The organism is Candidatus Regiella endosymbiont of Tuberolachnus salignus (assembly GCF_964020115.1).
Taxonomy (GTDB): Bacteria; Pseudomonadota; Gammaproteobacteria; order Enterobacterales; family Enterobacteriaceae; genus Regiella; species Regiella insecticola.
The window spans coordinates 813149-826865 of sequence record NZ_OZ026542.1 but is presented as its reverse complement, the minus strand read 5'-3'; the positions used below and the strand labels follow the sequence as shown (position 1 = coordinate 826865).

The following is a 13717-nucleotide window of genomic DNA, read 5'->3' as shown; positions in this document are numbered from 1 at the left end:
TACAATAGAAATGTAGGCACCATAGTATCAGGCAGTTACCTCTTGACCTGAAAAACATAACAAACACAACTGCATCGCGACATTAAGACAGTTTACATCGCCGCGTTGTTGGATCAACGACAGATCAGATTCATTGAAAGTGTAGTGCTGAATAAGTTCATCTTGGACTTCAAAATCCTAGGTCTAATAGATCTTTCAGAGGGTTTTACCGTTTCATGATGGTGTAAAAGTTCTCATGAGAACCAATGTTAAGCAAGACAACCTCTTGCGGTTTCTTTTTATCTGGCAAAAGTCGATATGCCAGTAAAGTTTCCTGTTTGTTGATTTTGAACTTGAAAACAAACACGCCTGCTAAATCGCCTTTTTTTTCTTTACCGATGGTAGGAGCAGCAGTAATCTCCATGACAACCTGATCGACCACTTTTTTATCGCGTGCATGCATTTTTTTAACAACGCGATTAAACGTTGGTGTGCTAAGAATCTTCAACGCCATCACACACCAATGTGGTATTCAGACAGTTGACCCGCATCTGCCTCAGCAGTAGCGAGCAGCGTGCTCTTGATAAATTGAACGGGTAGTTCTGGATTATCCTCAACCACCTTCCCGAGACGCGCCCAATATTCGATCTGTTTTGGAATGGATCGATGTTCAGCAACGGCGCGCGGCCTGGCCATATCTACTAGTTCATTGGATAATTTCAATGGGATTGCCATAGCGCCTCCTTGATGTTAATTGCATCAATATACAACAATATACTACCTTTTGTAACCCGTGAATAAAAATAGGTCATTTTTTCGCAACCCATTATCTGTTACTACTGGTCTTGTTCTGCATTTAAAGGCCAGGGTGGGATTTAGCTTATTAATTAACCTAATTTAGGTTGTAAAATGCTCAATTTTTGTATGTTAATTAAACTTTTGAGAAGACTTAGCTTATAAAATGCTTAAATACCAACCTTGTTGGTTATAAATAATACAAAGTGAAATCCCGCCCTGTTTAAAGACAATGAGCTAACATACCAACGCAAACGATAGTGGGTTGCACTCTTCTCTGTTTGTTCACTCGCTACCTCAATGAAGATACTTGTGCCTAATAGTAAAGCTTGTCAACTACCTCACCACGGTGCTCGTCGATAAAGTGAATCTGAATCACAGGGTTTGCGATATCTACGCCAACCGGTGTATATTTCATCTTGTGGGTTCTCCAGTTTCTGGGAGCACTGTGCATCCCGTGTGGGCACAATGATGCCGAAAATCTGTGAGGATCCACACCTTAACTCTTCAATCTCCTGCCCTTGGTTAAAGGGTTGGGATACGTTCATTACATTTCTCTAACCCGATCGAAAATGCGATAGGCTTATGCAATTCGTTTATTGCCAGTTTGAGCTGAATAGGCGGGTGCGACTCATGTCCAATAACGAATTAAAACTCATACTGTTGCGCTTGCCACAATGAAAATTCAGAGCGACTTAAACCGTAACGCACCAATACACCTTCGTGTAATCTGCGCAGCTCGGCTATCACCAGATATTCAACATTTTCACGATCCATTTCAGGCACCTGTTTTTCCAATGCACGACGAATAACCTTAAGAGGCTCTTGTCCTCGCTGTCAACAACAGCCTAAAACTGATCCACAGCAACAATCTAAAAGTGATCCACTACTGTTTGGGTTTATCCATTAGTCCGGCTTGTTTCTTTTCTTTAATACGATAGCTTTCTCCTTTGATTTGCAAGATATGTGAGTGGTGTAGTACCCGGTCTAACATGGCCGAGGTGAGTGCTGTATCGTTTGCAAAGACTTGTCCCCACTGACCAAAAGGCAAGTTGCTCGTTAATATCACTGAAGCTTTTTCATAGCGTTTGGCAATAACATCAAACAGCAATTTGGCTTCATGTACGGTAAAAGGCAGATAGCCGATTTCATCGATAATTAGCAACCTGGGTGCCTGTACAGCGCGCTGCATGACCTGTTTATAGTTGTCTTGTCGCTGCGCTGTGGCCAGTTGCAGAATTAAGTCAGATGCACTGATAAAACGGGTTTTGATTCCTGCCTGTACCGCTTTGTAACCCAGTGCTATTGCGATATGGGTCTTGCCCACTCCTGATGGCCCCAACATCACCACATTCTCCTGACGTTCAATAAATGACAACGATGCTAACTCAATGACCTGTTTTTTTGGCACTCCAGTGGCGAAGGTAAAATCAAAGTCCTCCAGCGTTTTCAGGCTGGGGAATCCAGCCATTCGGGTGAACATATGCTGTTTACGTTGATGGCGTGAACGCTTCTCACACTGCAGAGCCTGCTCCAGGAAAGTCAGGTAATCCCACTCTTGTTGCGCCGCTTGCTGGGCTAAATCGCAGGCATTTGCATCAATCCCCGGCAGTTGCAGCGCTGAGGTAAGTTCTCCAATACGGGATAATTGCAGGTTCATATCGTCTCCATCAGTTGGTCATACACGCTCAGAGCATGATGCAGTGGTTGCTGACTCAACCCATTGAGAGAAGCTAATGCGCTCTTGTTGGTCAGCGAAGGCGTTATCGGTACTATTTTCGGAGGTAATACCTGTAGTGCTTTACGTTCATCGATAAGCCGCAGTGCCGGTTTTTCTCTGGTGGTGTCATGGATCCGCTGGTGTGCCACCGTTTCCAGCCATAGCGTGACGTGCTCATTGGCAGTGTCAGTATCGAGTGTCAGGCCCAACGCCAATAACTTGGTATTGAGTGGACGAAAGAAATTATCCCGGACATAGCGTACCATTCGTTCAACCTTGCCTTTGGTTTGTGGCCGATAGGTATGGCAAAGCTTCGGGATAAACCCCATACTTTTTGCAAACTGGTAAAACGCCTGATTAAGCTGTCAACGCTACTTTAGATTGACCACTTTTTGCTACTTTAAAATGTCCAGTTTTTGCTAATTTTCCTGTTGGGTTTCTATTCCAGGCGCCTGGATAATATCAGTCGTTTTTATAGGCAACATGCCTGCTTTGCGTTTATTTTTGAGTCGATAGCTTTCTCCTTTAATATTCAATGTGGTTGAATGATGTAAAAGCCTGTCTAAAATCGCAGTTGCTAAAATGTGATCACCGAATACGTCCCCCCAATCAGTAAAACTTTTATTTGATGTGAGAATGATGCTCGCCTTTTCATAACGACGGCTCAATAACCTGAAAAATAGGCTAGCTTCTTCGCGATTCATCGGTAAATACCCGATTTCATCCAGTATTAATACCCTGGCATAGCACAGTTGCTGAAGTTGGCGTTCCAGACGGTTTTCTTGCTTTGCCTTCATTAAGGTACAGCAGAGTCTATCCAGAGGCATAAACAATACCCGATGCCCAGCTGTAGCTGCCTTGACAGCCAGCGCTATCGCCAAATGCGTTTTCCCTACCCCAGGTGGGCCTAACAAAATGACGTTTTCATGATGTTCGACAAACCTCAGCCCCGCCAGCTCGCGGATAATTTTCCTGTCTATACTTGGTTGGAAAGTAAAGTCAAATTGCTCCAAGGTTTTTATCCACGGCAAACGTGCTTGTTTTAACCGCGATTCCAAGCCTTTTTGGTGACGCCCGTTCCATTCCTGGGCTAATGCCTGCTGGAGAAATTCACGGTAGTTCAGTGCTTTCTTGGTGGCTTCTTCACATAAACTCTCCAACGCATCGCCCAGGTAATCCATTTTTAACCGTATCAACAAGTTTTCCATTTCCATCAGAGTAGCTCCTCATACACACTGAGCGAACGAGACGCTACTCGATTGACCTGTTGCCAAAGGGCTTGATGATGTTCTGGCACCTTTTGCCAGCCCTGCGTTACCTCCTGCAAGAGATGCGTCGCGAGCAGTTGCTCATCGCCGTAAATACGTAGCGTATTATCTAAACCGATACGAATATTAACCGCACGACCACACCAGAATGAAGGCACGCTATAGCGATTACCTCTGACATCGATATAGCTGTCCCATGCCACTTGTCGTAGGTCGAAGTAGCTGGTATCGAAATCAGTCGCAGGGAGTGGCATCAAGGCTATTTTTTCCTCAGCAAAACGATTTTCCGGTGTCTGCTTGAATTGACGAAGATGACGCTGGTCTGCCACTTTCGCCAGCCACATCGCTAGCAGTTGATTAACATGAGCGAAACTCTCAAACTGACGGTAGCGAGTGAAAAAATTGTGTTTAACATAGCCCACCATCCGTTCGGTTTTGCCTTTCGTTTGCGGTCGATAAGGCTTACAGGCGCGAGGGCTAAACCCATAGTGATTAGCCAGTTGCAGGAAGCCCGCATTGAACTCGATGTGGCCATTTTGTCCATGTTTGATAACAGCGGCTTTTTGGTTATCTACCAAGACATTTTTTACGCTGCCACCGAAGTAATTGAAGCTGCGAACCAGCGATTCATACGTGTGCTCAGCATCTTGCTTAGGGGCAGCAAAGACATGAAAGCGACGCGAAAAACCGAGCGTATTAACGGCAAAATTAACCGTACAGGCAGAGCCTGCCACCTCAACGATGATTTCTCCCCAATCGTGTTGAAGTTGATAACCGGGGAGGGTTTCAAAGCGTACCGTGTTTTTCGAGGCCCTGAGCGGACGTTTGGGATGTATATAACGTCGGAGCATCGCACTCCCACCCCGGTAGCCTTTTTCACGGATTTCCTCAAAAATAACCGCCGCATTCCAAACCTGTTCACTCAACCTTGAATCGATGTAGTCTTTAAAGGGCTCGAGTTTAGCAACCTGTTTTTTACCGCGTTTTGCTGTTGGCGGCGCAGGATAGCTAATGTGCCGTCTCACCGTTTTTTCTGAACACCCTATCTGATGGGCAATATCAACAATAAATGCCCCCTGTTGATGGCGTTGTTTTATCATGTAGTGGTCCTCTCTTCTTAGCATGCTTATTTCCCTCATGGCTTTGTCACCACAAAGGAAACTGCATTCTGGCTTGAGTGGACAAATTAAATTAGCAATTTACGGTCTTTTATCATTAGCGCTGACATAAGCTTATGCTTGCCTTCACCATAAGCATCACGCTCCACCACCACCGTTTTCATATTGTCGTACCAGACTTCACGGGGCACGCCCTGGAAGTAATCAAAGGTGAGTCGATGACAGTGCTCAAGTGTGTCGTATCGCATGTTATCAGTGAATATCACCATCATCGCTCGGCTATAGCCCAAGACAGCGATAAAGGCATGAAGGGGAGATTTACCTCCCCGCATTTGACCCCAGTCGACTTGCATTTGCTTGCCGGCTTCGGTTTCAAAACGCACGATGGGCTCTGGTGTAGGTTTGCCACGATACAGATACAAATACTGACGTAATAACGACAAGCTACCGGTATAGCCTAATTCTTTAAGTTCCCTAAATAACACGACACCGGAGAGATACACCGGTTTCGCTTGTGCAATACGGGAGTGCAGAAACGACTTAAATGGAGCAAGCAATGAAGACGACTTATCACGTGATTTATAAACTGGCTCATTCATCTTGCTGTGCAAATACCGCTTGACGGTATTACGCGAGATGCCCAGTTGTCTGGCGATAGCTCTTTGTGACAGCCCCTGTTTATACAAAATCTGAATTTTCATGAGTTCTTCTTTTGAAATCAAAGTACCTCCGAAAAGGCACCATGGTGAAAACAAGTGGCTCAGATTTCAATTGTTGGCTTGGCTCAGTTTTGCATTGTTGGTAACACTCGCTGGATAACAGCTTCTCTCACCGTTTGATTAATAATATTTCTATACATCAACCGTAAGGGCTCGGGTTCGGACAGATTCTGTTTGATGGCTAAATACTCCTGTGTGGAGCGTTCATAGACCCAGATATACAGATCACGTAACAACTCGATGCGAGTCATCTCATAGACACCAATAACCGCACGACTGTACGCCTGTTCAGGTACATCAATGAAGGTCAGAGGGCATAAATTAGCGCGGATCATTGGTAGGTTGCCCAACAGACGTGAGGTGTGTTTATTCACATCTGCAAAAGGTTGGAGATAAGGCAGATGAACCATAACAAAGAATGATTGTTCAAACGGATCGCTGATCTGATTTGCCTTATTCAGCACTTTGTCAAGTATCTCGCTGATTTTTGCGGGTACAGAAAGGGGGCGGTAAACACTCTTGCCAATATCAACAGCATGTTGACGTAACCGGCCTTCGTCAGCAGGGTTTGGCAGCAAATTTTCCGACAACGTACTGTGTAAATTGAGCAAGGTATAACGGTTAAAGCGGATAGTCGCTGCATTATCGACTAACAACTCTATAGCTGCTTTGTGATTCAGGATCATCTGCGTTTCAATGGCCGCTTTACCTTGAGAAACCATGCCCTGTTCGATCAATTGTCGGGTATCCAAACGGGAATAGGTATTTCCTTCCAGATGACTCGATGCCCACGACAAATCGATCAATAAGCGGTTCAGGATCTCACGACCATAAGTTCCAGCAGGGAGTTGAGCTTGTCCGGTATCCCCCATTTTTTTAATTGGCGACACAATGGCTCAGACAGATAGCGTGTTTTATTGGGTTGGTAGCTTTCTAGAAAATCGCGCTGATAGCCTACTGGTGTGCGTATGGTGATGGTGTCAACGCTACTTTAGATTGACCACTTTTTGCTACTTTAAAATGTCCAGTTTTTGCTAATTTTCCTGTTGGGTTTCTATTCCAGGCGCCTGGATAATATCAGTCGTTTTTATAGGCAACATGCCTGCTTTGCGTTTATTTTTGAGTCGGTAGCTTTCTCCTTTAATATTCAATGTGGTTGAATGATGTAAAAGCCTGTCTAAAATCGCAGTTGCTAAAATGTGATCACCGAATACGTCCCCCCAATCAGTAAAACTTTTATTTGATGTGAGAATGATGCTCGCCTTTTCATAACGACGGCTCAATAACCTGAAAAATAGGCTAGCTTCTTCGCGATTCATCGGTAAATACCCGATTTCATCCAGTATTAATACCCTGGCATAGCACAGTTGCTGAAGTTGGCGTTCCAGACGGTTTTCTTGCTTTGCCTTCATTAAGGTACAGCAGAGTCTATCCAGAGGCATAAACAATACCCGATGCCCAGCTGTAGCTGCCTTGACAGCCAGCGCTATCGCCAAATGCGTTTTCCCTACCCCAGGTGGGCCTAACAAAATGACGTTTTCATGATGTTCGACAAACCTCAGCCCCGCCAGCTCGCGGATAATTTTCCTGTCTATACTTGGTTGGAAAGTAAAGTCAAATTGCTCCAAGGTTTTTATCCACGGCAAACGTGCTTGTTTTAACCGCGATTCCAAGCCTTTTTGGTGACGCCCGTTCCATTCCTGGGCTAATGCCTGCTGGAGAAATTCACGGTAGTTCAGTGCTTTCTTGGTGGCTTCTTCACATAAACTCTCCAACGCATCGCCCAGGTAATCCATTTTTAACCGTATCAACAAGTTTTCCATTTCCATCAGAGTAGCTCCTCATACACACTGAGCGAACGAGACGCTACTCGATTGACCTGTTGCCAAAGGGCTTGATGATGTTCTGGCACCTTTTGCCAGCCCTGCGTTACCTCCTGCAAGAGATGCGTCGCGAGCAGTTGCTCATCGCCGTAAATACGTAGCGTATTATCTAAACCGATACGAATATTAACCGCACGACCACACCAGAATGAAGGCACGCTATAGCGATTACCTCTGACATCGATATAGCTGTCCCATGCCACTTGTCGTAGGTCGAAGTAGCTGGTATCGAAATCAGTCGCAGGGAGTGGCATCAAGGCTATTTTTTCCTCAGCAAAACGATTTTCCGGTGTCTGCTTGAATTGACGAAGATGACGCTGGTCTGCCACTTTCGCCAGCCACATCGCTAGCAGTTGATTAACATGAGCGAAACTCTCAAACTGACGGTAGCGAGTGAAAAAATTGTGTTTAACATAGCCCACCATCCGTTCGGTTTTGCCTTTCGTTTGCGGTCGATAAGGCTTACAGGCGCGAGGGCTAAACCCATAGTGATTAGCCAGTTGCAGGAAGCCCGCATTGAACTCGATGTGGCCATTTTGTCCATGTTTGATAACAGCGGCTTTTTGGTTATCTACCAAGACATTTTTTACGCTGCCACCGAAGTAATTGAAGCTGCGAACCAGCGATTCATACGTGTGCTCAGCATCTTGCTTAGGGGCAGCAAAGACATGAAAGCGACGCGAAAAACCGAGCGTATTAACGGCAAAATTAACCGTACAGGCAGAGCCTGCCACCTCAACGATGATTTCTCCCCAATCGTGTTGAAGTTGATAACCGGGGAGGGTTTCAAAGCGTACCGTGTTTTTCGAGGCCCTGAGCGGACGTTTGGGATGTATATAACGTCGGAGCATCGCACTCCCACCCCGGTAGCCTTTTTCACGGATTTCCTCAAAAATAACCGCCGCATTCCAAACCTGTTCACTCAACCTTGAATCGATGTAGTCTTTAAAGGGCTCGAGTTTAGCAACCTGTTTTTTACCGCGTTTTGCTGTTGGCGGCGCAGGATAGCTAATGTGCCGTCTCACCGTTTTTTCTGAACACCCTATCTGATGGGCAATATCAACAATAAATGCCCCCTGTTGATGGCGTTGTTTTATCATGTAGTGGTCCTCTCTTCTTAGCATGCTTATTTCCCTCATGGCTTTGTCACCACAAAGGAAACTGCATTCTGGCTTGAGTGGACAAATTAAATTAGCAATTTACGGTCTTTTATCATTAGCGCTGACACGAGTAACCACCTGGCGTAGTCGCCCATGTAGTGGTCAAGTAAAATCGGACACTTTTTTAAGACACCTTGATTAATGGTATTCGCTCAAACTCCATGGGAGAAAGATATCCCAGTACACTGTGGGGACGTTTACTATTGTAATAAGCCAAATAGTCCAACACACTTAGGTTGGCATCATGGTGCCCCTTCAGCACTTCGTAGTGCAAATATTCATATTTCAGACTGCGGAAGAAGCGCTCTGTGGGGGCATTATCCCAGCACTGGCCTTTTCTACTGTGGCTTGCCTGCATGCCCCTAACCGACAGATGCTGCCCGTATTCACGACAGGTGTACTGACTGCCTCTATCTGAGTGGTGAATTAGCCCCTTATTGGGTTTTCTACGCCAATACGCCATTTGTAGAGCCGCTAAACAGAGCTCAGTCCGCATATGCGCTGCCAGGGTCCAGCCAACTATTTGGCGTGAGTATAAATCCATTACGATAGCGAGATACTGCCAACCCTGATAGGTACGGATGTAGGTGATATCAGTTGTCCACACCTTATTGGGTGTGTTCACGGTAAATTGCCGATCCAGCAGATTGGGGGCAATCGTGTGGTTATGCTGACTGTCTGTTGTCACCCGGTAACGCTTCGGATAACGGGCGATTAATGATAGCGAAGCCATTAAACGACGTGTTTTAAAGCGACCGACCTGAAAGCCTGCCAGATTTAATTTCAGTTTCAACCTGCGTGAACCCAGTGTTTGTTTATGCTCATTAAATATTCTAACCGTCGTCCGCTCCAATGCCATCATGGCTGGAGAGGTTACCTGAGGGGACTTTCTTTTCCATTCATAAAAAGCACTGCGACTGACCTTCATCACACGACATAACAAGCGCACTGGATAGGTCTTCTTTTGCTCACGAATAAACTGAAATCTTATCCGTTTTCTTTCGCAAAGAAGACCGCCGCTTTTTTTAAAATTTCACGCTCCATCAATAAGTTATTGCGCTCTTTGCGCAGGCGAATTAATTCTTCACGCTCGGCCAGACTCAGACTCGCTTGCTCAGAGCCTGCGCGGGATAGGGTTCCCTTTTCAGCTTTGACCCAGCGTCTTATCGCACTTAACGAAACACCCAAACTGGCTGCCGCCTGTTGGCAGGTATATTCTTTTTCCATGACTAAATTTGCGGCGTCTTGTTTAAAATCCAGACTGTATTTCGCTTGCTTAATTTTATTGTTCATTTTTTTCTCCTAGAGACATTTTACTCGCGGTCTTTAGAAGTGTCCGGAAACAGTAGACCATTACACCCACTGGATAATCTGTATCCGATTGTTTATCTGGATTGTATTGTCGTTAAAGTTCACCAGGATAAGCGGGTTGTCAATAAATCTGTCTATATCGCGCTAGGCATCAATATGGAAGGACATAAGGAATGCCTTGGCTTGTGGATAGCGGAGACGGAAGGAGCAAAGACCTGGTTATCGATTCTGACCGAGTTAAAGAATCGGGGCTTAAATGATATATTAATTGCTTGTATGGATGGTTTAACCGGGTTTCCTGAGGCTGTCAACACGGTCTATCCTGAGACAAAAATCCAGCTTTGCATTGTCCATTTAGTCCGTAATTCGGTCAAATACGTCAGTTGGAAAGATCGAAAAGCACTCTGTGCCGACCTAAAACTCATTTACCGTTCCGCTACAGAAGAAAATGCTTTGCAAGAGCTTGATAGTTTTGAAGGACGCTGGGGTGAAAAATACCCAACAGTGGTACAAATTTGGCGCAGAAATTGGGATAACCTATCCACATTTTTTACTTATCCCGATGAAATTCGCAAGGTGATTTATACAACAAATGCGATAGAATCACTCAATAGTGTGATACGTAAAGCCATAAAAAAACGCAAAATATTTGCACATGATAGGTCTGCATTAAAAGTGATTTATCTGGCAATAGAATCTGCATCAGAAAAGTGGACAATGCCGATACCAAACTGGCGTCAGGCTCTCAATCACTTTATGATCGAATACCCTGAACGGTTATCAGTGTATTTATGAGGCGTGGGCAGTTACACAGAATCTTGTACAGGCTCAACCATTATCCTGAGTTAGAGAAAAATAAGGTTGTTACTGTTTGTGATAGAGAAGCAGATATTTATGATTTGTTTGAAGTGGCTTCAACTCACTCCTTTCCCTTTGTAGTAAGAGCACGTCAAGATAGAACAGTAAATAAGAAATCGCAGTATTCTAAAAAGAGCGGCGAAAAATTGTTGGCGTTGATGAGTCGTTCACCTTGCCAGGGAGAAATCAAAATTAACTTCCCTGCTCGTAACAATAAGGCCAAAAGGACAGCGATTTTAGAAGTCCGGTTTAATCATTTTACAATGAATCCGCCACGAAATAATGTTAAACATAAAACGAGAAAGCTTCCTGATTTAAAATTACATGCTGTGTCTGTGATAGAAAAATCGACTCCCCTCGGAGAAGAGCCGATGAACTGGATGTTGTTAACCAATAGACCTCTTCGGAAACTATCATTTATCTAATTTCCATATTATAAATTGCAGCAATCAGATTAAATCTTAATCCAAAACGTTTTCGCCTGTTTCGATAACGGTCTGATACAATTTTAAATCTTTTAATCATACCAATGACATGTTCGTTTAATACACGCTGGCTTGATAACGCACGATTGTTGCGTTTATCTTCTTTTGTTAAGGGATTTTTCTTTGTCTTTTTCTTAGGCAACGCCGAGTTTGAATGAATCTTGCCAAGCCCTTGGTAACCTGTATCGGTAACTGTTTTGATGTCAGGATGTATTCGCACACCAGACTCCTTGAACAACCTAAAATCATGGCGCCTCCCATTCGTAAAGCTTGTACAGATGACTGCTTTACTTTTTTTATCAACGAGCACTTGTGTTTTTAAGGTGTGTCGTTTCTTTTTTCCTGAGTAAAACTGCTTTTGTTTTTTTGGGGACGTTCAATCGGCGTTTCTGTGGCATCAATAAGAACCAGCTCATACTCCCTATCACTTTTTAATAAAGCTTTGCGTCCAGGTAGGGCAAAATCAGGATGCTTTATTAACGTATTCTCTATCCATTTAATCGTTTCATAGCATGTGTTCTCACTCACGCCATAGCTTTGGCTGACATGAAAGTAAGTGCGATATTCTCGTATATACTCCAGTGCCATTAATAAGCGATCTTCTAAACTCAGCTTGGGTTTCCGACCTCCCTTCCCTTGCTTACTCTTATCTGCTTCATTCAATATCTTTATCATCTTTTCAAATGTACTGCGTTTAACACCCGTTAAGCGACGAAATTTTTCCTCTTCCAGTACTTTTATTACTTCATATTTCATGGCGGCTCCTTGTTCAGGAGTGTTTTACCAAAATTCTTATATGAATGCTAGTTTCCGAAGAGGTCTAATGTATTAAAGTCAATACTTTACAATGGACAACGAAGTCTATTGCTCCCATTCGCTGTTCAGTCTGAAGGGTCTTATCGGCTCGTCGGTTGGTCTTTGGGTGGTGTTGTGGCTTATGAAATTGCCATGCAACTTATTGGCGAAAACCAGTATGTTGAGTTTCTTGGCTTACTTGATACCTTTTGTCCTAATCATAATACGCTTAGAAAACATCAATGGCGCTCAAAGCATACATTACTAAACGATTGTCTACTTGCGTCATGCGAAGAGTTTTATGAAAGACGACAAAACACAAACAGTAAGCAGGCTGGCTTGTCAGATGGAGCACCTTCCAAACAAAAATATGAAAGCCTTAACGAATTGAAAGAAAAGATTGACCAGCTCAATTTCGATGCACTGCTTAAAAAGTGTCGCGAATTAAGCTTATTGCCCTGGTATTTTGTTGATCGTTCTGATACAGAAATTCAGCAATATATTGCGCGTTTGTTAGCACATGAAGAAGCACTGACACATTATTCAGTTTTTCCACTACCCATCCCGATCCATCTTTTTATCGCACAAGATAAACCGATAAATAAGGAAGGTGATATAGAGTCCAGTAGTCCTTTACTAAATTGGGATAAGGTTTTACCGATTGAAAAAATACATGTTATTCCTGTCCCTGGCGACCATCTGTCTATGATGGATGTGCATGTGTCATCCCTTGGTCAAGCTGTCACTCAGGCAATTAACCAGCCCCCTCCGTCACCTTTAGTAAGGACAAACGCCTTGTTTGGGCAGGACGTAAGCCTGTAATGGAGGGCGCAATATGAGAATTTTTGACTTAACTAACGTCTCTGAATTTCATCAGGTGTTCCCTGAATTAACACAAGCACAATTTGAAACAGCAATGTTGTTTTGTCTTGGTTTATCTCAAGGTGAAATTGCTCATTTACGTTCTGTTAGCTATTCAACGATAAAACAAACACTAGAAGACATCAAAGTTAAGTTAGATTTTTATTCAATCAATAACTTACTGGCAGTATTTCAAATTCGTTTGTTTATTTTCGTTCTCACAAGATGCACTATCGAACACAGAACAAAGTAAGCAATCAAATAATGGGCTCAATATCATTTGAGCCCTAACACATTTCAACAACAATATCTATCTCCATAATGGAGAGTGTAAAAATAACATCAATCCTTAATATTCATTATTCAAGAAATCATATTGCAGATTTAACATTTCTGAAATGGGAGGTCATTGTGATGAATGAATCCATTGTTGTTGACGTACTGCTATGGGCTGCCGGCTTACTCTTTTATTTAATGTTGATGGCATGGGTTATCCACGATAGTCGTTCTTGAATCACCAACGTCAAGTGCAAAGATATCTCCAACACAGTCAATTTGGGGGATGGGGTGATGTGCTATCAACAATAAAGCAACACCAGGGAAGCGATGCGCTCACTCCATCCCCCAAATTGACTAACCGGAGAAACCCATTAACCCCTTTATTCGGCAACAATTAATTTGCTGAAACGGTTTACACAAAAGAAAATGGTATCTAAAACTGAAAAGTGGTAGGGCAAACCCACAATAGAAAGTGCAGGGTGAGAT

At 43.7% G+C, this 13717-nt stretch carries 17 protein-coding genes and 3 pseudogenes; 5 read left to right on the top strand and 15 right to left on the bottom strand.

Annotated features, from left to right (window positions below):
* Nucleotides 1-45: 45 nt before the first annotated feature.
* From AACL30_RS04230 to istA (AACL30_RS04175), 12 genes and pseudogenes are all read right to left on the bottom strand, one after another.
* Nucleotides 46-171, bottom strand: a pseudogene (locus AACL30_RS04230) (DUF4158 domain-containing protein); the annotation flags it as partial.
* Nucleotides 172-205: 34 nt separating this feature from the next.
* On the bottom strand, nucleotides 206-493 hold the full coding sequence (locus AACL30_RS04225; protein ID WP_176487252.1) for a type II toxin-antitoxin system RelE/ParE family toxin: 288 nt from the start codon (nucleotides 491-493) through the stop codon (nucleotides 206-208).
* Nucleotides 493-714, bottom strand: coding sequence for a TA system antitoxin ParD family protein (locus AACL30_RS04220; protein ID WP_006707195.1), 222 nt, complete (start codon nucleotides 712-714; stop codon nucleotides 493-495). The genes AACL30_RS04225 and AACL30_RS04220 overlap by 1 nt, the downstream gene beginning before the upstream one ends.
* A gap of 708 nt (nucleotides 715-1422) precedes the next feature.
* A complete protein-coding gene (locus tag AACL30_RS04215; protein ID WP_339057824.1) occupies nucleotides 1423-1551 on the bottom strand; it encodes a hypothetical protein in 129 nt (42 codons plus the stop codon).
* 109 nt (nucleotides 1552-1660) lie between these two features.
* Nucleotides 1661-2434 (bottom strand): IS21-like element helper ATPase IstB, encoded by a 774-nt coding sequence (gene istB, locus AACL30_RS04210; protein ID WP_339057823.1) that lies wholly within the window; start codon nucleotides 2432-2434, stop codon nucleotides 1661-1663.
* Entirely contained in the window at nucleotides 2431-2823 is a 393-nt protein-coding gene (locus AACL30_RS04205) for a hypothetical protein (protein WP_339057822.1), read from the bottom strand. Before AACL30_RS04205 ends, istB (AACL30_RS04210) begins: the two co-directional genes overlap by 4 nt.
* A gap of 90 nt (nucleotides 2824-2913) precedes the next feature.
* Complete coding sequence (istB, locus tag AACL30_RS04200; RefSeq protein ID WP_339058365.1) at nucleotides 2914-3711, bottom strand: IS21-like element helper ATPase IstB; 798 nt, start codon at nucleotides 3709-3711, stop codon at nucleotides 2914-2916.
* Nucleotides 3708-4886, bottom strand: a complete 1179-nt coding sequence (gene istA / locus AACL30_RS04195; protein ID WP_339056344.1) for an IS21 family transposase — start codon at nucleotides 4884-4886, stop codon at nucleotides 3708-3710. The genes istB (AACL30_RS04200) and istA (AACL30_RS04195) overlap by 4 nt, the downstream gene beginning before the upstream one ends.
* A 62-nt stretch (nucleotides 4887-4948) precedes the next feature.
* The gene (gene istA, locus AACL30_RS04190; RefSeq protein WP_339057821.1) at nucleotides 4949-5602 is read right to left on the bottom strand and encodes an IS21 family transposase; all 654 of its coding nucleotides are present in this window, start codon (nucleotides 5600-5602) and stop codon (nucleotides 4949-4951) included.
* 62 nt (nucleotides 5603-5664) lie between these two features.
* Entirely contained in the window at nucleotides 5665-6489 is an 825-nt protein-coding gene (locus AACL30_RS04185) for a Fic family protein (protein WP_339057820.1), read from the bottom strand.
* 144 nt (nucleotides 6490-6633) lie between these two features.
* Nucleotides 6634-7431: an IS21-like element helper ATPase IstB gene (istB, locus tag AACL30_RS04180; protein WP_339058365.1), complete on the bottom strand. Its 798-nt coding sequence runs from the start codon at nucleotides 7429-7431 to the stop codon at nucleotides 6634-6636.
* Entirely contained in the window at nucleotides 7428-8606 is a 1179-nt protein-coding gene (gene istA / locus AACL30_RS04175) for an IS21 family transposase (protein WP_339056344.1), read from the bottom strand. The genes istB (AACL30_RS04180) and istA (AACL30_RS04175) overlap by 4 nt, the downstream gene beginning before the upstream one ends.
* On the opposite strand from istA (AACL30_RS04175), the gene AACL30_RS04170 reads away from it, so the two are divergent.
* Complete coding sequence (locus AACL30_RS04170) at nucleotides 8605-8784, top strand: hypothetical protein (protein WP_339057819.1); 180 nt, start codon at nucleotides 8605-8607, stop codon at nucleotides 8782-8784. The two genes, istA (AACL30_RS04175) and AACL30_RS04170, sit on opposite strands and share 2 nt — an antisense overlap.
* Here AACL30_RS04170 and AACL30_RS04165 read toward each other — a convergent pair.
* Nucleotides 8767-9618 carry an IS3 family transposase gene (locus AACL30_RS04165; protein WP_339058385.1) on the bottom strand — a complete coding sequence of 284 codons (852 nt, stop codon included), beginning with the start codon at nucleotides 9616-9618 and terminating at the stop codon, nucleotides 8767-8769. The genes AACL30_RS04170 and AACL30_RS04165 overlap by 18 nt on opposite strands.
* Before the next feature lie 11 nt (nucleotides 9619-9629).
* On the bottom strand, nucleotides 9630-9935 hold the full coding sequence (locus tag AACL30_RS04160) for a transposase (RefSeq protein WP_339057793.1): 306 nt from the start codon (nucleotides 9933-9935) through the stop codon (nucleotides 9630-9632).
* Between the two features lie 66 nt (nucleotides 9936-10001).
* Between AACL30_RS04160 and AACL30_RS04155 the strand changes: the two are divergent.
* Nucleotides 10002-10748, top strand: a pseudogene (locus AACL30_RS04155) (IS256 family transposase); the annotation flags it as partial.
* Nucleotides 10749-10783: 35 nt separating this feature from the next.
* Nucleotides 10784-11206: pseudogene (locus AACL30_RS04150) on the top strand (IS4 family transposase); the annotation flags it as partial.
* Nucleotides 11207-11228: 22 nt separating this feature from the next.
* Here AACL30_RS04150 and AACL30_RS04145 read toward each other — a convergent pair.
* A protein-coding gene (locus AACL30_RS04145; protein WP_339057818.1) for an IS5 family transposase occupies nucleotides 11229-12052 on the bottom strand; the annotation gives its coding sequence in 2 pieces (ribosomal slippage) (nucleotides 11229-11665 and nucleotides 11665-12052; 825 coding nt in all).
* 108 nt (nucleotides 12053-12160) lie between these two features.
* On the opposite strand from AACL30_RS04145, the gene AACL30_RS04140 reads away from it, so the two are divergent.
* Together AACL30_RS04140 and AACL30_RS04135 are read left to right on the top strand one after the other, a co-directional pair.
* Nucleotides 12161-12913 carry a thioesterase domain-containing protein gene (locus AACL30_RS04140; RefSeq protein ID WP_339057817.1) on the top strand — a complete coding sequence of 251 codons (753 nt, stop codon included), beginning with the start codon at nucleotides 12161-12163 and terminating at the stop codon, nucleotides 12911-12913.
* 13 nt (nucleotides 12914-12926) lie between these two features.
* Nucleotides 12927-13205: a helix-turn-helix transcriptional regulator gene (locus tag AACL30_RS04135; protein WP_339057816.1), complete on the top strand. Its 279-nt coding sequence runs from the start codon at nucleotides 12927-12929 to the stop codon at nucleotides 13203-13205.
* Nucleotides 13206-13717: the final 512 nt, after the last annotated feature.

Bases quoted from the DNA above. Each gene is read 5' to 3' on its own strand.
- AACL30_RS04225 (WP_176487252.1), bottom strand. From the start codon at position 493: ATGGCGTTGAAGATTCTTAGCACACCAACGTTTAATCGCGTTGTTAAA.
- AACL30_RS04220 (WP_006707195.1), bottom strand. From the start codon at position 714: ATGGCAATCCCATTGAAATTATCCAATGAACTAGTAGATATGGCCAGG.
- AACL30_RS04215 (WP_339057824.1), bottom strand. From the start codon at position 1,551: ATGGATCGTGAAAATGTTGAATATCTGGTGATAGCCGAGCTGCGCAGA.
- istB (WP_339057823.1), bottom strand. From the start codon at position 2,434: ATGAACCTGCAATTATCCCGTATTGGAGAACTTACCTCAGCGCTGCAA.
- AACL30_RS04205 (WP_339057822.1), bottom strand. From the start codon at position 2,823: ATGGGGTTTATCCCGAAGCTTTGCCATACCTATCGGCCACAAACCAAA.
- istA (WP_339056344.1), bottom strand. From the start codon at position 4,886: ATGCTAAGAAGAGAGGACCACTACATGATAAAACAACGCCATCAACAG.
- AACL30_RS04170 (WP_339057819.1), top strand. From the start codon at position 8,605: ATGCTTATTTCCCTCATGGCTTTGTCACCACAAAGGAAACTGCATTCT.
- istA (WP_339056344.1), bottom strand. From the start codon at position 8,606: ATGCTAAGAAGAGAGGACCACTACATGATAAAACAACGCCATCAACAG.
- AACL30_RS04160 (WP_339057793.1), bottom strand. From the start codon at position 9,935: ATGAACAATAAAATTAAGCAAGCGAAATACAGTCTGGATTTTAAACAA.
- AACL30_RS04135 (WP_339057816.1), top strand. From the start codon at position 12,927: ATGAGAATTTTTGACTTAACTAACGTCTCTGAATTTCATCAGGTGTTC.